Source organism: Trujillonella humicola, assembly GCF_046233715.1.
Taxonomy (GTDB): domain Bacteria; phylum Actinomycetota; class Actinomycetes; order Mycobacteriales; family Geodermatophilaceae; genus Trujillonella; species Trujillonella humicola.
The window spans coordinates 1-18296 of the sequence record NZ_JBJNRJ010000058.1; the positions used below are offsets into that span (position 1 = coordinate 1).

The window sequence follows — 18296 nt, forward strand, 5'->3', positions numbered from 1 at the left end:
CATCCACGCCCATGCCTCATCGGACACCACACACCGATCTTGACGCACAACACCGACACTGCCCGACCTGAACGACAAGATCCGTCAGACACGCCCTAGGCGCCGGGGCGCGGGGGCAGGCCTGCGATCTTGCGGTGGTCCCAGCTGACCAGCGTCTCCGGCACGACGCGCAGCCACGCGTGCCGGCCGTCCGGGACGAAGGTGTTGCTGCCGGTGTACTTCCGCGCGAACGCGCGCTCCACGGGCGGCAGCTCGGGCTGCTCCTCGTCCCCGCGGGGGACGGCCCCGACGGGCTCGGCACGACCGGTGATCTCCACCCCGCGGAGCTCGAAGAAGTCCTCGCCGGCGTCGACGACGACGGCGACCCGCGGATCGCGGGCCAGGTCGGTCCAGCGCCGGCTGCGCACGATGGAGTTCAGCCACAGCGCGGCGCCGTCCCAGACGAACCACAGCGGGGCCACGTGCGGCCGGCCGTCCCCGCCCACGGTGGCGACCCGGCAGGTGCGCTCGGCGGCGAGGAAGGCGGCGGCCTCCTCGAGGGTCATGGCGATGGCCCGGCCGCGGCGCTGGCCGCCGGGGACCGTCACCGGCCCAGCACCAGCGACATCGCCTCGGACCGCGTGGCCGGGTTGTCGCGGAAGATGCCGCGGACGGCGGACGTGGTCGTCACCGAGCCGGGCTTGCGGATGCCGCGCATGCCCATGCACAGGTGCTCGGCCTGGACGACCACCAGCACGCCCCGGGGCTTGAGCACGTCGTTCATGGCGTCGGCGACCTGCCGGGTCATCCGTTCCTGCACCTGGGGGCGGCGGGCGTACACGTCCACCAGCCGGGCGAGCTTGGACAGGCCGGTCACCCGCCCGTCCTCGGACGGGATGTACCCGATGTGCGCCACGCCGTGGAAGGGGACCAGGTGGTGCTCGCACGTGGAGTACATCGGGATGTCCTTCACCAGGACCAGCTCGTCGTGGTCCTCGGCGAAGGTGGTCGCGAGCACCTCGGCGGGGTCCTGGTCCAGGCCGCCGAAGGTCTCGGCGTAGGCCCGGGCCACCCGGGCAGGGGTCTCCCGCAGGCCGGGGCGGTCCGGGTCCTCCCCCACGGCCACCAGCAGCTCGCGCACGGCCGCCTCGGCCCGCGCGGCGTCGAACGGACGCCGGCGCCGGCGGTCCGGCACGTCGATCGAGGTCATCTGCGCTCCTCCGGGAGGCGGCCGGGTGACGTCTCCCGGCCGGGTCGCCGTACGGCATACCAGAGCGGCGGTGGCGGCCGCGGACGGACGGCGGCCTGCCGGGAGCCGGCGCCCGGCAGGCCGCCGTCGTGCCCGCTCAGGCCGCGGTGGCTCCGCCCAGGTAGGCCTGCAGCAGCTCCTCGCCGGCCTGGTCGGCCCTGCCGGACCAGGTCACGCTGCCGCGCTGCAGGATGATCGCCTGGTCGGCGAAACCCAGGGCGCGGCTGGCGAACTGCTCGATCATGAGGACGGCGACGCCGGCCGTCCGCATCTTCTCCAGGCTCTCGAAGACGAGGTCGACGAGCTTGGGTGCCAGCCCGAGGGACATCTCGTCGGCGATGACCATCTTCGGCAGCACCATCAGCGCCCGGGCCAGCGACAGCATCTGCTGCTCGCCGCCGGACAGGGTGCCGGCCAGCTGCTTGCGTCGCTGGCCGAGCACCGGGAACAGCGTGAAGGCGCGCTCGAAGTACTCCTCCTTGCCGCCCCTCTCGGTGGTCAGCGCCATCCGCAGGTTCTCCAGGACGGTGAGACCGGGGAAGACCCCGCGCCCCTCGGGCATGTGGATGAGCCCGGCACGGCGGATCCTCGTCGGCGACCACCGGGTGATGTCCTTGCCGTCGAACCAGATCTTCCCGCTGCTGGAGGGGACCAGACCCGAGACGGCCCGCGCCAGGGTGCTCTTGCCCGCGCCGTTGGACCCCAGGACGGCGAGCGAGCCGTTGGCCGGGATCTCGATCGAGACGTCGAACAGCGACTGCGCGGCGCCGTAGCGGACGGCGAGGTTCTCCACCCGCAGCAGCGGGCCGGACCCGGCCGGCCCCGTCGACACGGACTGGGTGGTGGTCATACCGGCTCCCCCTGCTCGATCTCGGCCTCTGCCCGCTGCACGGCCGGCTTCTCGATCTCCTCGCCGAGGTACGCCGCGCGCACCGCCGGGTCCCGCCGCACGTGCGCCGGCGTGCCGGCGGCGATCTTCACGCCGAAGTCCAGGACGTGCACGGCGGCGGACATGCCCAGCACCAGCTCCACGTCGTGCTCGACCATCAGCAGCGAGACCCCGTGGTCGCGCACGACCGACGTGAGCACCTCGGCGACCTCCTCGGTCTCCCGCACGTCGAGCCCGGAGGAGGGCTCGTCGAGCAGCAGCACCCGCGGCTCGCGGGCCAGCGCGCGGCCGATCTCCAGCAGCCGGGCCGAGCCCAGCGGCAGGCCGGCGGCCGGGAGGTGCTGGATGGCGCCCAGCTGCAGCGCCTCGATGAGCTCGTCGACACGCGTCTCCTCCGCCTTCGGCGACGCCGCGAAGCCGCGGAAGCTGACCAGGTCGGTCCAGATCCGGCTCTTCGCGTTCTTCATCCGGTAGGCGAGCACGAGGTGCTCGCGGACCGTCAGGGACGAGAACAGCTCGGGGTGCTGGAACGTCCGGGCCAGCCCGCGCGCGGCCCGCTTCTGCGGCGAGCTGCCCGTCACGTCCTGGCCGTCCATGAAGACCCGGCCGGCCGTCGGGCGGAGCAGTCCGGACAGCACCGCGAACAGCGTGCTCTTGCCGGCGCCGTTCGGGCCGACCAGCCCGACGATCTGCTGGCTGCCGACCGCCAGGTCGACGTCCTTCAGCGCGACCAGACCACCGAAGCGCATCGTGACCCCGCGGGCCTCGAGCCGCGGAGCCGCGGTGTCGGGCGACACCGTCCCCGGCGCGTGCAGTGCAGTGCTCATGCCTGTCCTCCAGCAGTGATCTTCTCGGCCGGCACAGCGGACGTCGTCGTCGGCACGGTCTCGGCCGTGTCGGGGCGTGCCACCGGGTCCGAGCCGGGGGCGGTCGGCGGCTTCGACCGCGAGCCCCCGAGCTTCCGGACCAGGGACATGATGTTGTTCCCGGTCTGCGCGACGACGCCCTCGGGGTGCAGGGCCAGGCCGAGGGCCCCGAGCCCGAAGAGGATGACCGGGACGTCGGCGAAGTCGTGGCTGACGTAGGTCGAGAAGACCTGCGGCATCACGATGAACATGATCCCGGCGATCAACGCGGCGACGATCGACCGCGCGCCCATGGTGACGAGCACCGCGAGCCAGATGAGGCCGAAGGTCGGGTTGAACGAGCCGGGGAGCGTGGAGCCCGCGTTCATCGCGATGAAGCCACCGCCCACCGCCGCGGTGTAGGTGGCCAGGCCGGAGATCAGCACCTTCGTCTGCACCACGCTGATGCCCAGGGTCTTCGCCCCGGTCTCGCTGAACCGCACAGCGCTCATCGCCAGGCCCGCGGTGGACTTCCGGACGTTGACGATGAGGATCGCCAGGACGACGAAGACGCCGAGTGCCAGGTAGGCGAACTGGTCGTTGGTCTGCGCGAACTCCGGCCGCGGCATGGGCTGCCCCGACCCGAAGTTGTCGAAGGGGTCGCGGCCGAAGATCAGGACCTGGACCAGCGATCCGAAGGTCAGGGTGACCAGGGCCACGTAGAGGTTGCCCAGCCGGATGGTGAGCAGTCCCAGGACGACTCCCACCGGCACGATGAACGCGGCGCCGACCAGGACGGCGACCAGCGGGCTCCAGCCCCAGTGGCGGACCAGCTCGGCGGCCAGGATCGCGCCGCCGCCGGCGAAGGTGATCTGGCTCAGCCACACCATCCCGCCCTCACCGGTGACCAGCGTGTACGACAGCAGGGCGATGGCGACGGCGATGCCGCCGGCGATCAGACCCGACCAGAACCGGTCCAGCTGACCGGGCAGCAGGAACACGATGCCGACGAAGACGATCCCGGCGATGAGCGGCGGGTTGAGCACCCGGCGGTTCGACCCGCTCGTCACGGCCGACACGAGGGACGGGTCGCCCCCCTGGGTGGCGATCGCGCGGTCCAGCGCGCCGCCGGCGACGAGGTCGCCGGCCTGCCCGCGGAGGGCGTAGTACAGCAGGAAGATCAGCATGAAGACGAACGGGATGCTGGGCACGACCGCGGCACCGAAGTCGCTCGAGGGGTCGATGTAGCGCTGCACCACGCTCGTCGTCACGCCCATGATCAGCGCCACGGCGACGGCCATCGGCAGGCTGCGCAGCTTGGCCGCGATGACCGCCGCGAACGCTGCGGACATCAGGTAGGTCATCTGGGCGACCGACAGACCCTGGGTGGGCAGCAGGAGGATGCCGGCGAGCCCGGCCAGCGTCGAGCTGGCGGCCCAGACACCGAGCGACACCTTGCCCGGGCTGGTGCCGCTCAGGCTGGTGAGCGCCTCGGAGTCGACCAGCGCCCGGACCTTCAGGCCGACGGCGGTGAAGCGCAGCAGGCCGACACCGATCACCAGCACGGCGAGCAGGCCGATGTAGGCGGACAGCTGGTCGGCGTTGATCGTCGAGCCGAAGATCTGGTACGTCGCCAGCGGCCGCGGCGCGAGACCCGGCGAGGTGGGGTCGGTCGGCTGCTCCAGGATCATGGTGACCAGCGGCGGGAGGGCCACCGACAGACCGACCGTCGCCATCAGCTTGACCAGCGTCGAGCGCAGCCGCAGGTGCCGGAACAGGACCGCGTACAGGAACATCCCCAGCGCCGGGGCGAACACCAGCAGCGAGACCGCTGCCGCCGGGACGATCGCCCAGTCCTGCTCGACGAGCAGGAAGTAGTAGAAGCGGGCGACCGCGAAGGCCATGGCCGCGAACGCCAGGTTGAAGATGCCGGAGGCGACGTAGGTGATGACCAGGGAGCCGGCCGCTATCGCGTAGATGGACCCGAGGCCCAGACCGGCGAGGACGTACGAGAGCACATCGACTCCATTGAACCGGGAGCAGCGGTGTGCCGGCTCGGACCTGCGCCCCGCCGACATCACACAGGATGGTGGGGAGCGTGCTCGACGCTTCGAAGCACGTCAACACCTCTACGCGTGTCGTGTGCCGTGGGTCACTGCCGGAACCCTGTGGTTCCGCAGCCCCTCCGCGGACGTGCTGGTCAGAGCGGCATGGACGCCCCAAGAGCGCCGGCCCGCACGGCGGCCACGGCGAGAGATCGGAGCGCCTCGGGTAACGGGGCGATAACGATCCGGCAGCATCTGCCGCGTTTCTCCGGTCTCCGGCGGTGACACACGTCTCGCCGTCCGGCAAGGTGCCACTCGATCCTGCGACGGTTCGACAACTTTCTCACTGATGGAGGCACCGAGGTATGCGCAGAAGAGGCGTGGCGGTTGTGAGCATGGCGTGCGCGAGCGCGCTCGTGCTGTCGGCGTGCGGCAGCGACGACGAGGCGGCCGGCGGCGGGAGCGGCAGCGGGGGCGGCGGGAACGCCGCGGGCGGCACCGTCGAGGTCGGCATCCTGACCGCCCTCAGCGGCCCCGGCGCAGCTGCCGCCGCGGGGTCGATCCGGGGCGCCGAGGCCCGGTTCGCCGCCTATGACGGCGAGTGCAGCGACCTGGACTTCACCATCGTCCAGGCCGACGACACCTCCAGCGCCCAGGGCGCCCTCGCCGGCGCGCAGAAGCTGATCCAGCAGGACGACGTCTACGCCATGATCAACGTCAGCGCGTTCTTCTACGGCGCCTCGCCGTTCCTGACCAGCCAGGCCAGCGGCACCCCCGTCATCGGTGGCGCCTGGGACGGCGCGCAGGAGTGGTCGGCCACCGACGACAACCTGTTCAACTCCGGCTTCGTGCCGAACTACGAGATCGTCTACAGCCAGGCCGGCGACTTCCTGGCCGACCAGGGCGCGACCAAGGCGGCGGGCATCGCCTACGTGAGCCCGAGCTCGCAGGCCGGCCTCGAGAACGGCCTCGCATCGGTCGAGGCCGCCGGCATCGAGATCGGTTACACCAACAACAGCGTGCAGTTCGGCAGCACCGACGTCGGCCCGCTGGTGCTCGGCATCCTCGACTCCGGCGCGGACGCGGTCTACACGACCATCAACTTCGACACCTCGCTGGCCCTGGTCGCCGGGCTCAAGCAGGCCGGCTGGGACGGGACGTTCATCTCCCCGACCGGGTACGGCGCCGACCTGCTCGCCTCCGCCCCCGCCGTCGAGATCGGCCAGGGCGTCATCTTCTCCAACGCCTTCACCCCGGTCGAGTCCGGCACCGAGGCCACGCAGGCGCTGAGCGAGGCCCTGCAGGCCGAGGGCAACGAGTCCGGCATCCCCGGCTTCTACGAGAGCCAGGGCTGGTTCGGCGCCGACCTGTTCCTCCACGGCCTGGAGCAGGCCGGGTGCGACGCCACCCAGGAGGAGCTGATCTCCACCCTGCAGCAGACCGACGACTGGGACGCCGGCGGCCTCTACCCGCGGCCGATCCCGCAGACCACCACCGAGTACGACGAGCAGTGCTCGTTCTACCTGACCCTCGAGGGCGACGGGTTCGTGCCGCTCAACGACGGCGAGCCCTTCTGCGGGACGCCCGTCGACTGAGTTCCCCGTGGCCGGCGCCACCTGCCCGACCCGACGGCCCGGCCGGTCCTCCGCGACCGGCCGGGCCGTCGGCGTGCGGGCGCCCGGACCGTCCTCGCCGGCGTGGGACCGCGGGCCCGAGGTCGACTCCCACGAGCGGGACGCCATGGCACGTCCTGCCACGAGGTGTGGTGCACGTCACGGCGTCGTAACGATCTCCGGAGTTCTTCGCCGGTGAATTTCGGGCGGCTAGTGACACGTGCCACAAACTGGTGCAAGGTGCGCACGGCGATCCTGTGATCGTTCGACAACCTTCGTTCCGATGGGAGCTCCGGGGTATGCGCAGAAGTGGAACGGCAGCGGTGGGCATGGCGTGCGCCCTGGCGCTCGTCCTGTCGGCGTGCGGCACCGACGACGAGGCGGCCGGCGGCGGCGGCGGGGGCGGTGGCGGCGGCGGTGGTGGTGGCGGCGGCAACGGCGGCTCCATCGACGTCGGCATCCTGACCTCGCTCAGCGGTCCCGGCGCCACGGCCGCGCAGGGCTCCATCCGGGGTGCGCAGGCGCGATTCGACTCCTACGACGGCGAGTGCAGCGACCTGGACTTCACCATCGTCCAGGCCGACGACACCTCCAGCGCCCAGGGCGCCCTCGCCGGCGCGCAGAAGCTGATCCAGCAGGACGACGTCTACGCCATGATCAACGTCAGCGCGTTCTTCTACGGCGCCTCGCCGTTCCTGACCAGCCAGGCCAGCGGCACCCCCGTCATCGGTGGCGCCTGGGACGGCGCGCAGGAGTGGTCGGCCACCGACGACAACCTGTTCAACTCCGGCTTCGTCCCCGACTACGACACCGTGTACACCGGCGCGGGCCAGTTCCTCGCCGACCAGGGCGCGACCAGGGTCGCCGGCATCGCCTACGTGAGCCCGAGCTCGCAGGCCGGCCTCGAGAGCGGCTTCGCCTCCATCGAGGCGGCCGGCCTGGAGCGCGGCTACGTGAACAACAGCGTGCAGTTCGGCAGCACCGACGTCGGCCCGCTGGTGCTCGGCATCCTGGAGTCCGGCGACGACGCGGTCTACACGACCATCAACTTCGACACCTCGCTGGCCCTGGTCGCCGGGCTCAAGCAGGCCGGCTGGACGGGCGAGACGTTCATCTCCCCGACCGGGTACGGCGCCGACCTGCTCGCCTCCGCCCCCGCCGTCGAGATCGGCCAGGGCGTCATCTTCTCCAACGCCTTCACCCCGGTCGAGAACGACACCGAGGCCACGCGGGCGCTGAGCGAGGCCCTGCAGGCCGAGGGCAACGAGTCGGGCATCCCCGGCTTCTACGAGAGCCAGGGCTGGTTCGGCGCCGACCTCCTGCTCTACGGCCTGGAGCAGGCCGGGTGCGACGCCACCCAGGAGGAGCTGATCTCCACCCTGCAGCAGACCGACGACTGGGACGCCGGCGGCCTCTACCCGCGCCCGATCCCGCAGAGCACGACGGAGTACGACGAGCAGTGCTCGTTCTACCTGCGGCTCGAGGGTGAGGGCTTCGTCCCGCTCAACGACGGAGAGCCCGTGTGCGGCGAGCCGATCAGCTGACTCGGCTGCGCTCCCCCGGACGGCCCGGCCGGCCCCTCGTGGACCGGCCGGGCCGTCCGCCCGCGCACGACCCGCCCCCGGCGCGGACGCGCGGTTCCCGTGGCAGAGCTGCCCCGTGGTGACGACCTTCGACAGGCCCGGTGAGGCGCCGGGCCGGACGGCGAGGTGAGTGACGTGGAGGGACTCCGGGAGCGCAAGCGCGCGCACGCGCGGGCCGCGACGGTCGAGGCCGCCCTCGGCCTCTTCGCCGAGCACGGCTACGAGCGGGTGACCGTCGCCGACATCTGTGCCGCCGCCGCGATCGCCCCGCGGACCTTCTTCCGCTACTTCCCGTCGAAGGTCGACGTCCTGGCCGCGCCGGTGCAGGACCTCGCCGACCGGCTGGTCGAGACGATCGAGGCGGCGCCGGCGGAGTGGGGGGACACCGAGGTGCTCCGGCGCGGCCTGCGCGAGGTCGGCGGGCGCATCGTCGCCCAGGACGGCCCGATGGCGCTGCTCTTCCGGTTGATCCGCTCCTCGGACGAGCTGCGCACCTCGCCGTGGATGTCCCTGGAGGACCACGAGCAGCGCCTCGCCACCATCCTCGCCGCCCGGCGGGGCCAGCCCGCCGGACCGGACTGGCGCACCCGTCTCGAGGTCGCCTGCCTGCTGGCCGCCTTCCGGGTCTGGTTGCACGACTTCGCCGAGGAGCGCAGCCCCGATCCGCTCGAGCACCTCGACGAGGTGCTCGCCCACCGCTGACCGCCGCCTAGCCGGACACCTGTCGGGGCCGGCTGCCGCGTCGTGCGGACGCGGCCCGCGCGATGCACTCCTCGGCGAAGGCCAGCGCACGCAGGTGGTAGGCGCGCGCCGTCCAGCCGAGGCTGATGTTGTGGCCTGCGGCGCCCGCGATCGCCGTCTGCACCACCGGCGCAGCGGCGAACAGGGCCGCCACCTCGGCGAGCGCCGCGGGACCCGGCGTCCACCACGTCTCGTGCTCGGCCAGCACGTACCGGGTCGGCACGCGGACCCGGGCGGCCAGCCGGGGCAGTTCCCCGGCCCAGCCGGCCAGATCGGTGCCCTCGCTGACCGGACCGACCGTCGCCGGGCGGACGGCACGGCGGCTGCCCGGCGGGTAGAGCTCCTCGTGCCCCCAGATCAACCGGCCCGGCGACGACCCGCCCAGCCGGCCGTCCCCGGCCGCGGTCGCCTCGCGCACGGCCGGGGAGACGTGGAGCCCGGTACCGGAGAACTCCAGCCCGAGCAGGCCGCTCCCGCGCGGGTCGGCCGCCATCCGGATCGCGGAGAGGCACCCCATCGAGTGCGCCAGGAGGAACACCCCCGCGCCGCGGTCGCGGCCGGCGAGCGCGGCGTCCAGCACCGCGAACAGCAGGTCGGTCCGCTGCTCGGGGGGCAGGGCCGCGGCGCCGTCGCCGGGCAGGTAGCCGGGCCGGTCGGGGGCGACCACGGTGAAGCCCAGCGCCGGGGCCAGCCGCAGCAGCGACAGGGACGGCTCGAGCGGGTGGTCGAAGTACTCCTTGCCGGAGGCGCCGCCGTGCAGCGCGAGGACCACACCGCGCGGGCGCACCGCGGGCGCGACGAGGACCGACACCGGCGTACCGAGGACGTGGGGGCGCAGCAGCTCGGGCACCACGTCCTCCGGCGTCCCGGTCACGCCCACACCGCCCCGACCGCGGCCGCCACGGCGCGGGACTGCGCCCGCCCGGCGCGGGCGGACGGAGCGCGGGTGCGCGGGTCGAGCGGGTCGTCGCCGAAGGCCGCGCGGGAGGCGTCGTCGGCGAGCACGACGTGCACGGCGCCGTGCCGGCGGACCGCCTCGAGCTCCGCGGCCAGGCCCGGGCCGAGCGGGCCCACGGCCGAGCCGTCCACCGGCGCGAGGACGACCACCCGGGCGCAGCCGGCGGCGAGGTCGGCGTTGGTGGCCGAGCGCATGCCGCCGTCCATGTACCGCGCCCCGGCGACCGTGATGGGCGGCCACAGGCCCGGGACGGCGCAGCTGGCGGTGACCGCGTGGAGCAGCGGGACTCCCGACGACGCGTCGAAGGTGGTCATGGCGCCGTCCGCGGTGTCCACGGCGGTCACCACGAGCCGCCCGGCCGGCCAGTCCGCGTCCCCGATCCGCGAGCGGACCGCGTCGAGGCGGTCGCCCTCGGGGACGGTGTCGGCGGCCAGGGCGAACCCGCCCACCCGCGCCCGCGCCTCCTGCTCCCCACCGGCACCGGCCAGGGCCGCACCGATCGCACCCATCAGGAGGACCGGGTCGAAGCCGACGGCCGGTTCCCCGGGCGGCACGGGCAGCAGCTGGTCGGCGTAGAGCTCCTCGAGGTCCCGCCCGCTGCCCAGCAGCGCGCCGACGACCGACCCGGCCGAGGTACCGACGACGAGGTCGGCGTCGCGCAGGTCGATCCCGGCCGCGGCGAGCCCGGCCAGCACGCCGACCTCCCACGCCACCCCGGCGATGCCGCCCCCGCCGAGCACCAGCGCCCGCGCTCCCGTGCTGCCTCCGGCCATGCCCGTGGTCCTCCCGGCGTCCGCGGCTCCGGTAGCCGGCCGGCCGCCACGCTAGGGCACCGGCGGCTCAGCCGTGGCGGTCGACGAACGCCGCCAGCATCCGGCCCGGCTCGGTGACCACCGCGGTGGAGATGCGCGCGACGAGCTCCTCGAGCTCGGCCGGCGGGAAGTAGCCCGCGTGCTGGTAGACCCGGGCCCGGGTCACGATGCCCGCGACGTCGAGCTCCGGGTGGAACTGCGTGGCGTACACGTTGCGGCCCACCCGGAACATCTGCACCGGGCAGGCCGGCGAGGCGGCCAGCAGCACCGCCGACGGCGGCAGCACCCGGCAGGCCTCCTTGTGCCCGACGAGCGCGTCGAACACCTCCGGCATCCCGGCCAGCACGGGATCGGCGCGGCCGGCCGCGGTCAGGGTGACCGGCACGCACGACACGGGCTCGCCGTACGTGCGGTCGACCACCCCGCCCTGGTGCACGCCGAGGGTCCCGATGCCGTAGCAGGCCCCGAAGAACGGTTTGTCGGCCGGCACGACCCGGTCCAGCAGGGCGGCGAGCTCTGCCTCGACCCGCCGCTGCACCGGCGACTTCTCCGGCTCCGGGTCGCTGGAGGTGAAGGGGCTGCCCCCGACGAGCACGCCCGCGTAGTCGTCGAGGTCCAGGTCGGGCATGGGCGCGGACTCCAGGCGCACCCGCCGGAGCCGGGCCTCCGGCAGGCCGGTGACGCGCAGGAAGGCGGCGTACTCGTCGTCGGCCGCGGCGTCCTCGGCGCGCGTGGCCAGCAGGACGAAGGGCCGGCGCACGGCAGCGATGCTAGAGCCGCGCTCCCCCGGGTCGGCGCCGGGATCAGGCCGGGACGGCGAGGACGTCGTCGACCTGGGCCAGGGCCGCGGTCAGCCCCTCGACGACGCCCATGTCGAGCACCTGCTGCATCTGCTCCCGGGAGGCGAACCGCGAGCGCACGGTCATCCGTGTGCCGCCTGCGACGGGCTCGAGGTCCACCCGTGCCCGGGTCACCGGCATGTCCTCCGCCGGCTCGCCGTCCGGCCCGGTGAAGCCGTCGTCGAACTCCAGCGAGCGGGGCTCGTCGAGAGCGGTGAAGCGCCACCAGCCCCCCGCCGCCGTCCCGTCCGGGCCGGTCATCGCGTAGCGGGACTCCCCGCCGACGACGACGTCGTGGCGGGTGAACCGGGCCGGCCAGGACGGCGGCCCCCACCAGCGCTCCAGCTGCCGCGGGTCGGTCCAGACCTGCCAGACCCGCTCCGGCGGCGCGGCCAGCTGCGTCACCACGATCAGGGTCAGGCTGTCGAGGTCGGTGGTGGTGTCGACGACGGTCATGCGGTCCCTCCCGGGTCCTCCGCGAGCAGGTCCTCGATCCGGCGGATCCGGCCGCGCCAGACCTGCTCGAGCTCTCCGAGCAGCCGGGCGGCCGACCGGACGGTGCCCACCTCGCCGTGCACGAGCTGCTCGCGGCCCCGGCGTTCCTTGCTGACCAGCCCGGCCCGCTCGAGCACGGCGACGTGCTTCTGCACCGCGGCGAAGCTCATCGGGTACGCCCGGGCGAGCTCCGACACCGACGCCGGCGCGGCGAGGACGCGCGTCACGATGTCCCGCCGGGTGGCGTCGGCGAGCGCGGCGAACAGCCGGTCGGCCGCCGGAGCTGCCGGCTGATCTACAACCACAGGGTTGTACGTCATGCCGCCCGGTGGCCGCTGTCCACCCGTTCCCGCTCCGGTGACCCGGAGCCCGCACCGGGGGTGCCCGCCGTCGGTGCCCCGGGGCGGTCCTGGACACCCGGGGAGCGGGCCGCGCTGACGTACCCTGCCTGCGGTCCCCTGCCGGAGCGGCGCGAGGACGGAGGGGAGCCCAGGTGAGCGCACCGGCCTCGGACGAGGGCCCGGGCTGGCTGACCGAGCTGCTCGCCCGGGTGATCGACGAGCTGGACGCGGCTCCCGGCGGATCCGCCACGTGGCGCACCCGGCACCCGGTCACCGGGGAGCCGGTCACCGTGACCGTCGATCTCGCCGGCGGACGGGGCGACCTGCGGGGTGCCGACGCCGACGCGGCGGCCGACCGGGCCTCCGGGGTCGCCGCCACGGCGCTCGACGCGCTCGCCGGCAGCCTCGACGTCGTCGAGGCCGCCGGCCAGCTGGCCCGGCTCGTCGTCCCCGGCCTGGCCGACTGGGCCACCGTCACCGTGCTCGGCGAGGACGGCGCTGCGGACCGGTCGGCCCTGGCCCACTCCGACCCGGCACGGCTGGCCGACGTCGACACCTACATCTCCCGCCGGGTGACCGCCCCGCGCGACCAGGCGTCGGTGACCGCCGCCCTGCGCTCGGGCGAACCCGTGCAGCTCGACCGGATCGGCGCCGACCTGGGCCCGGAGCGGCAGCCCGACCCGGAGGTGCGGGCGGCCTGGCGGCGGCTGGACCCCACCTCCTCGCTGTTCGTCCCGCTGCAGGCGCGCGGCTCGGCCTTCGGGGTGCTGTCGCTGGTCAACTGCGGGGACCGGCCGGCGCACGGGCCGGCGGAGATCGCCGCGGCGGTGCGCCTGGCCCGCCGCGCCGCCCTGGCGCTGGACAACGCCCGGCTCTTCGAGCGGCAGCTGCAGGTGGCCGAGACGTTGCAGCACAGCCTGCTCACCCCGCCGCCGCAGCCCGCCGGGCTGTCGATCGCCGTGCGCTACCGGCCGGCCAGCTCCCACGCCCTGGTCGGCGGCGACTGGTACGACGCCGTCGAGCAGCCCGACGGGGCGACGCTGCTGGTCATCGGCGACGTCGCCGGGCACAACGTGGAGGCCGCGTCGGCGATGGCCCAGCTGCGCAGCGCCGTCCGGACCCTGGCCTACGACCGGCCGGACAGCCCCGCGCGCACCCTCGCGCGCGTCGACCGGGTGCTCACCGGCCTGCACGTGGGCACGCTGGCCACCGCCCTGGTCGCGCGGCTGGAGGCGCCGGGCTCCGACGGGAGCCGCCTGCTGCGCTGGTCGTCGGCCGGGCACCTGCCCCCGCTCCTGCTGTCCCCGGACGGCGGCACCCGGCTGCTCGAGGCGCCGCCGGACCGGCTGCTCGGGTTCGGGGAGCCGGCGCAGCGGACCGATCACGAGACGACGGTGCGCCCGGGCGACACGGTCCTGCTCTGCACCGACGGGCTGGTCGAGGCCGGCCGGGTGGACATCGACGCGGGCCTGGACCGGCTGTCGGCGGCGGTCGCCGACCTGGCCGGCCTGGACCCGGGGGCGCTGTGCGACCGGCTGCTGTCCCGGCTGGTCCCCGACCGCGCGGAGGACGACGTCGCCGTCCTCGCCGTCCGCTGCCTGCCGCCCGGGGCGACCGGGCCGTGACCGCGCCGCGCTGGTGACGTCCGACCCTCCCGCCGCGCGCGACCGCGGGCGCCGCGACCGTCAGCCGGCGATGCGGCGGCACTCCGGGCACCGGGCACCCTCGCCGACCCGCTGCCAGGCCAGGTCGGCCAGCGCCGTGACCAGCTCGCCGCACTCGGCCGCGGCCAGGCCGTCGACCACCGGGCGCGACACCGCGTGCGCGCGGCCGACGACCCGGTCGGCGTCGGCGGCGCCCTGGCCCGGCCGGCCCGGGACGGCGGTGGGCGTGCCCACCACGTAGAGATCGGCACCCATGCGCGCACGATGCACGCCGCCCGGAACGGCCCGGTGACGGCCGGGTGGCGCGCGGGTGTCGGCGGAGCGGACGTCCGGCGGCGCGCCACGGGCGGACGGGACTACCGCGACCGGGGTACGGCGGGGACCCTGGAGGTGCACGGGGGACGGCTCTCCCGGAGGTGCGGCATGACACTGACCACCCCTTCCCCGGCCGGCGCCCCGGCGGTCGCGGGCGCCCAGGCCCCGCCGGCCGTCGTGGCCGGCAGCGACGGGAGCCCGTGCGCCCTGGAGGCGGTGCGCTGGGCGACGGCCGAGGCCGCACGCCGGGGCGCACCGCTGCGGATCGTGCAGGCGGCGCCGCACCTGCGGGCCGCGGCGCCCGCCGGCGTACCGGACCTGCGCGCCGCACGGCGGCTGACCGGTGCCGCCTACACCCTCGCCCGGCACACCGACCCCGCCGTCGTGACGACCACCGAGGTGGTGCCCGACGCGCCGGTCCCGACCCTGCTGCGCGCCGCGGAGGACGCACAGCTGGTCGTGCTCGGGATCTCGACGACCGGCGTCATCGACGAGCTGGTGCTCGCCCCGGTCGCGCAGCGGGTGGTCGCCCGCAGCCCGCGGCCGGTCGTCGTCGTCCCGCGCCCCCGGCCGGCCCCCGAGCCGGACCTGCCGCTGGTGGCCGTCCTCGGGCTCGGCGAACCGGCGGACGACGAGCCGGTGGCGACCGACGCCGCCGCGGCGGCCGTGCGCCTCGCCCGGCCGCTGACGGTGCTCCACGCGGGAGTCGACCGGCCGGGCTGGACCGCCGATCCCGACGCCTGGGCGACCCGGTTCCCCGACCTCGACACCCGGCACGCCCCGCTCCCGGGGATCACCGGCAGCCGGCTGGTCGCCGCCGCCTGCCCGACGCCCCTGCTGGTGCTCACCGCCGGCCACGGCGGGCTGCTGCACCGTCCGCTCGACGGCCTGCACCGCTGGCTGCTGCGCCACTGCACGTCCCCGATGCAGCTCGTCCCCGCCCCGTCGCGGCCTCCGGAGCGCACGCCGCGGGAGGAGGTCGCCGCCGGCTGACCGGGCGGCCACCCTCGCCCTCGCGGAGCCCGGCGGCGCGACCGCCGTAGATTCGACGGCGTGAGCACCACCGCCCCTGCGCAGACCCGCGAGCTGGCGGAGGCGCTGCGCTCCGCCGGGCTGGCCGACGTCGACGACTCCGGCCTGGCCCGGGCGCTGTACTCCTCGGACGGATCGCTGTACCGGGTGCTGCCGCGGGCCGTGGTCCGCCCGCGGCACCCCGACGAGCTGGTCGCCACCCTGGAGGTCTGCCGGGAGCTCGGCGTGCCGCTGACCGCCCGCGGCGCCGGCACGTCGATCGCCGGGAACGCGGTCGGCCCGGGCGTCGTCGTCGACACCAGCCGGTACCTGCACCGGGTGCGCTCGATCGACGCCGAGGCCGGCACGGCGAGCATCGACCCCGGGGTCGTGCAGGCCGCGCTGCAGACCGCCGCGCGGCCGCACGGGCTGCGGTTCGGTCCGGACCCGAGCACGCACAACCGCTGCACGGTCGGCGGGATGATCGGCAACAACGCGTGCGGCTCGCGGGCCCTGGGCTACGGGCGGACGTCGGACAACGTCGTCGGCCTGGACGTGGTGACCGGCGGCGGGGAGCGGCTGGCCCTGGGCGCCGGAATGGCCATTCCGGCGGGGAGCCCGACGCTGGACCGGCTGCGCGAGCTGGTCGCCGGGGACCTCGCGGCGATCCGCACCGAACTGGGCCGCTTCGGCCGGCAGGTGTCGGGCTACTCGCTGGAGCACCTGCTCCCCGAGCGCGGCTTCGACGTCGCCCGGGCGCTGGTGGGCAGCGAGGGCACGCTGGCGCTGGTGCTGGGCGCGACCGTGCGGCTGGTCGCCGACGCGCCGTTCCGCGGGCTGGTCGTGCTGGGGTACCCGTCGATGGCCGAGGCGGCCGACGCGACCCCGGCGCTGCTGCCGCACGGGCCCACCGCCGTCGAGGGGCTGGACGAGCGGATCGTGCAGCGGCTGCGCGACGTGCCGGCCGCCGTCGTCCCGGAGCTGCCGCGCGGGAACGGCTGGCTGATCGTGGAGCTGACCGGCGACTCGGTCGCCGAGGTGCAGGCCAAGGGCCGCGGGGTGGTCGCCGCGGCCGGTGCGCTGGACACGATGGTGGTCACCGACGTCGCGCAGGCCGCGGCGATCTGGCGGATCCGGGAGGACGGCGCGGGGCTGGCCGCGCGCACCTCCGACGGGCGCCCGGCGCACGCCGGCTGGGAGGACGCCGCCGTCCCCGTCGAGCAGCTCGGCGGGTACCTGCGCGAGTTCGACGCGCTGCTCGCGGAGCACTCGCTCCAGGGCGTGCCGTACGGCCACTTCGGCGACGGCTGCGTGCACGTGCGGATCGACTTCCCGTTCGGTCGCGAGCCCGACCGCGGCCGCGGGGTCTACCGGGCGTTCGTCACCGACGCGGCGGCGCTGGTGGCCCGGCACGGCGGGTCGATCTCCGGCGAGCACGGCGACGGCCGGGCGCGCGGCGAACTGCTGGCCTCCATGTACTCGTCGAAGGTCATCGGCCTGTTCGAGCGCGTCAAGGCGGCCTTCGACCCCGACGACGTCCTCAACCCCGGCGTGCTGGTGCGCCCGGCGCCGGTCGACGCCGGCATCCGGGTGACCGCCGCGCCGCGGCTGACCGCCGGACTGGCCTTCGCCTACCCGCACGACGGCGGCGACCTGTCCAACGCCGTGCACCGCTGCACCGGCGTGGGCAAGTGCCGCGCCGACCTGACGGCCTCCGGCGGGGTCATGTGCCCCTCGTTCGTGGCCACGCGCGAGGAGAAGGACAGCACCCGCGGCCGCGCCCGGGTGCTGCAGGAGATGATCGCCCCCGGCGGGCCGGTCACCGACTGGCGCTCGCCGGAGGTGCACCAGGCGCTGGATCTCTGCCTGTCGTGCAAGGGCTGCGCGCGCGACTGCCCCACCGGCGTCGACATGGCCACCTACAAGGCCGAGGTGCTGCACCAGACCTACCGCCGCCGCATCCGGCCGCGCTCGCACTACGTCCTGGGCCGGCTGCCGTTCTGGTCGGACCTGGCCGCGCGGACCCCGAGGCTGGCCAACGCGGTGATGAGCTCCCGCCTGGGTGGGCGGCTGGCGAAGTGGACCGCCGGGGTCGACCAGCGCCGCTCGCTGCCGGCGTTCTCGCCGCGGACGTTCCGCGCCGACTGGGCGGTCCGCCGGGCCGCCACGCACGACGGAGCACCCGTCGCGCTGTGGGTCGACTCCTTCACCGACCACTTCGCCCCGGAGGTGGCGCACGCCGCGGTCGCGGTGCTGGAGGGCGCCGGCTACCGGGTGCAGGTGCCCGGTGCCGACACCTGCTGCGGGCTGACCTGGATCACCACCGGCCAGCTGGACGCGGCGCGCAGGACCGTGGGCGCGACCGTCGCCGCGCTCGCCCCGCTCGCCCGCGCGGGCGTGCCGATCGTGGGCCTGGAACCCTCCTGCACCGCGGTGCTGCGCGGCGAGGCGAAGGACCTGGTGCCGGGGGCGGACGCCGACGCGGTCGCGGGCGCCACCCGGACGCTGGCCGAGCTGCTGCGCGACACCCCCGGCTGGGAGGCGCCGGACCTCAGCGGCCTGCCGGTCGTGGCCCAGCCGCACTGCCACCACCACGCCACCATGGGGTGGACGACGGACGAGACGCTGCTGCGCGACGCGGGCGCACAGGTGCAGCGGATGGGCGGTTGCTGCGGACTGGCCGGCAACTGGGGCGTGGAGAAGGGCCACCACGACGTGTCGGTCGCGATCGCCGGGCACCAGCTGCTGCCGGCGGTGCAGGCGCTGCCGGCCGGCGGCGTCGTCCTGGCCGACGGCTTCTCCTGCCGCACCCAGCTCGACGACCTCGCCGGCCGGCGTGGCCTGCACCTGGCCGAGCTGCTCGCCCAGCGCCTCCCGAGCCGCCGCGGCTGAGTTCCGGGAAGCGCCGAGCCGGGGA

17 protein-coding genes are annotated in these 18296 nt (G+C 75.0%); 6 read left to right on the forward strand and 11 right to left on the reverse strand.

The window, feature by feature from the left end; genetic code table 11:
• Window positions 1-95 precede the first annotated feature (95 nt).
• The 5 genes from ACK586_RS21280 to ACK586_RS21300 form a co-directional block, all read right to left on the reverse strand.
• Complete coding sequence (locus ACK586_RS21280; protein WP_409332510.1) at window positions 96-587, reverse strand: pyridoxamine 5'-phosphate oxidase family protein; 492 nt, start codon at window positions 585-587, stop codon at window positions 96-98.
• Window positions 584-1189, reverse strand: coding sequence for a GTP cyclohydrolase I FolE (gene folE, locus ACK586_RS21285; protein WP_409332511.1), 606 nt, complete (start codon window positions 1187-1189; stop codon window positions 584-586). Before folE ends, ACK586_RS21280 begins: the two co-directional genes overlap by 4 nt.
• A 136-nt stretch (window positions 1190-1325) precedes the next feature.
• Entirely contained in the window at window positions 1326-2078 is a 753-nt protein-coding gene (locus tag ACK586_RS21290; RefSeq protein ID WP_409332512.1) for an ABC transporter ATP-binding protein, read from the reverse strand.
• The gene (locus ACK586_RS21295; protein ID WP_409332513.1) at window positions 2075-2944 is read right to left on the reverse strand and encodes an ABC transporter ATP-binding protein; all 870 of its coding nucleotides are present in this window, start codon (window positions 2942-2944) and stop codon (window positions 2075-2077) included. Before ACK586_RS21295 ends, ACK586_RS21290 begins: the two co-directional genes overlap by 4 nt.
• Window positions 2941-4980 carry an ABC transporter permease subunit gene (locus ACK586_RS21300; RefSeq protein ID WP_409332514.1) on the reverse strand — a complete coding sequence of 680 codons (2040 nt, stop codon included), beginning with the start codon at window positions 4978-4980 and terminating at the stop codon, window positions 2941-2943. The genes ACK586_RS21295 and ACK586_RS21300 overlap by 4 nt, the downstream gene beginning before the upstream one ends.
• A 422-nt stretch (window positions 4981-5402) precedes the next feature.
• Here ACK586_RS21300 and ACK586_RS21305 point away from each other — a divergent pair, with 422 nt between their 5' ends.
• The 3 genes from ACK586_RS21305 (at window position 5403) to ACK586_RS21315 (ending at window position 8905) form a co-directional block, all read left to right on the forward strand.
• Complete coding sequence (locus ACK586_RS21305; protein WP_409332515.1) at window positions 5403-6602, forward strand: ABC transporter substrate-binding protein; 1200 nt, start codon at window positions 5403-5405, stop codon at window positions 6600-6602.
• Window positions 6603-6919: 317 nt separating this feature from the next.
• Entirely contained in the window at window positions 6920-8164 is a 1245-nt protein-coding gene (locus tag ACK586_RS21310) for an ABC transporter substrate-binding protein (RefSeq protein ID WP_409332516.1), read from the forward strand.
• A 174-nt stretch (window positions 8165-8338) separates the two neighbouring features.
• The gene (locus ACK586_RS21315; RefSeq protein ID WP_409332517.1) at window positions 8339-8905 is read left to right on the forward strand and encodes a TetR/AcrR family transcriptional regulator; all 567 of its coding nucleotides are present in this window, start codon (window positions 8339-8341) and stop codon (window positions 8903-8905) included.
• A 7-nt stretch (window positions 8906-8912) separates the two neighbouring features.
• Here the strand turns inward: ACK586_RS21315 and ACK586_RS21320 are convergent, their stop codons facing one another.
• From ACK586_RS21320 to ACK586_RS21340, 5 genes are all read right to left on the reverse strand, one after another.
• Complete coding sequence (locus ACK586_RS21320) at window positions 8913-9818, reverse strand: alpha/beta hydrolase (protein ID WP_409332518.1); 906 nt, start codon at window positions 9816-9818, stop codon at window positions 8913-8915.
• A complete protein-coding gene (locus ACK586_RS21325) occupies window positions 9815-10675 on the reverse strand; it encodes a patatin-like phospholipase family protein (protein ID WP_409332519.1) in 861 nt (286 codons plus the stop codon). The genes ACK586_RS21320 and ACK586_RS21325 overlap by 4 nt, the downstream gene beginning before the upstream one ends.
• Before the next feature lie 67 nt (window positions 10676-10742).
• Window positions 10743-11474 (reverse strand): glutamine amidotransferase, encoded by a 732-nt coding sequence (locus ACK586_RS21330; protein ID WP_409332520.1) that lies wholly within the window; start codon window positions 11472-11474, stop codon window positions 10743-10745.
• 43 nt (window positions 11475-11517) lie between these two features.
• A complete protein-coding gene (locus ACK586_RS21335) occupies window positions 11518-12009 on the reverse strand; it encodes an SRPBCC family protein (protein ID WP_409332521.1) in 492 nt (163 codons plus the stop codon).
• Window positions 12006-12368: an ArsR/SmtB family transcription factor gene (locus ACK586_RS21340; RefSeq protein WP_409332522.1), complete on the reverse strand. Its 363-nt coding sequence runs from the start codon at window positions 12366-12368 to the stop codon at window positions 12006-12008. Before ACK586_RS21340 ends, ACK586_RS21335 begins: the two co-directional genes overlap by 4 nt.
• A 173-nt stretch (window positions 12369-12541) precedes the next feature.
• Here ACK586_RS21340 and ACK586_RS21345 point away from each other — a divergent pair, with 173 nt between their 5' ends.
• Entirely contained in the window at window positions 12542-14014 is a 1473-nt protein-coding gene (locus ACK586_RS21345) for a PP2C family protein-serine/threonine phosphatase (RefSeq protein ID WP_409332523.1), read from the forward strand.
• 60 nt (window positions 14015-14074) lie between these two features.
• Here the strand turns inward: ACK586_RS21345 and ACK586_RS21350 are convergent, their stop codons facing one another.
• Window positions 14075-14308 (reverse strand): hypothetical protein, encoded by a 234-nt coding sequence (locus ACK586_RS21350; protein WP_409332524.1) that lies wholly within the window; start codon window positions 14306-14308, stop codon window positions 14075-14077.
• Between the two features lie 168 nt (window positions 14309-14476).
• Here ACK586_RS21350 and ACK586_RS21355 point away from each other — a divergent pair, with 168 nt between their 5' ends.
• Window positions 14477-15361, forward strand: a complete 885-nt coding sequence (locus ACK586_RS21355) for a universal stress protein (RefSeq protein ID WP_409332525.1) — start codon at window positions 14477-14479, stop codon at window positions 15359-15361.
• Between the two features lie 60 nt (window positions 15362-15421).
• Complete coding sequence (locus ACK586_RS21360; RefSeq protein ID WP_409332526.1) at window positions 15422-18271, forward strand: FAD-binding and (Fe-S)-binding domain-containing protein; 2850 nt, start codon at window positions 15422-15424, stop codon at window positions 18269-18271.
• The last annotated feature ends 25 nt before the right edge of the window (window positions 18272-18296 follow it).

Bases quoted from the DNA above. Each gene is read 5' to 3' on its own strand.
- folE (WP_409332511.1), bottom strand. From the start codon at position 1,189: ATGACCTCGATCGACGTGCCGGACCGCCGGCGCCGGCGTCCGTTCGAC.
- ACK586_RS21290 (WP_409332512.1), bottom strand. From the start codon at position 2,078: ATGACCACCACCCAGTCCGTGTCGACGGGGCCGGCCGGGTCCGGCCCG.
- ACK586_RS21295 (WP_409332513.1), bottom strand. From the start codon at position 2,944: ATGAGCACTGCACTGCACGCGCCGGGGACGGTGTCGCCCGACACCGCG.
- ACK586_RS21305 (WP_409332515.1), top strand. From the start codon at position 5,403: ATGGCGTGCGCGAGCGCGCTCGTGCTGTCGGCGTGCGGCAGCGACGAC.
- ACK586_RS21310 (WP_409332516.1), top strand. From the start codon at position 6,920: ATGCGCAGAAGTGGAACGGCAGCGGTGGGCATGGCGTGCGCCCTGGCG.
- ACK586_RS21325 (WP_409332519.1), bottom strand. From the start codon at position 10,675: ATGGCCGGAGGCAGCACGGGAGCGCGGGCGCTGGTGCTCGGCGGGGGC.
- ACK586_RS21335 (WP_409332521.1), bottom strand. From the start codon at position 12,009: ATGACCGTCGTCGACACCACCACCGACCTCGACAGCCTGACCCTGATC.
- ACK586_RS21340 (WP_409332522.1), bottom strand. From the start codon at position 12,368: ATGACGTACAACCCTGTGGTTGTAGATCAGCCGGCAGCTCCGGCGGCC.
- ACK586_RS21350 (WP_409332524.1), bottom strand. From the start codon at position 14,308: ATGGGTGCCGATCTCTACGTGGTGGGCACGCCCACCGCCGTCCCGGGC.
- ACK586_RS21355 (WP_409332525.1), top strand. From the start codon at position 14,477: ATGACACTGACCACCCCTTCCCCGGCCGGCGCCCCGGCGGTCGCGGGC.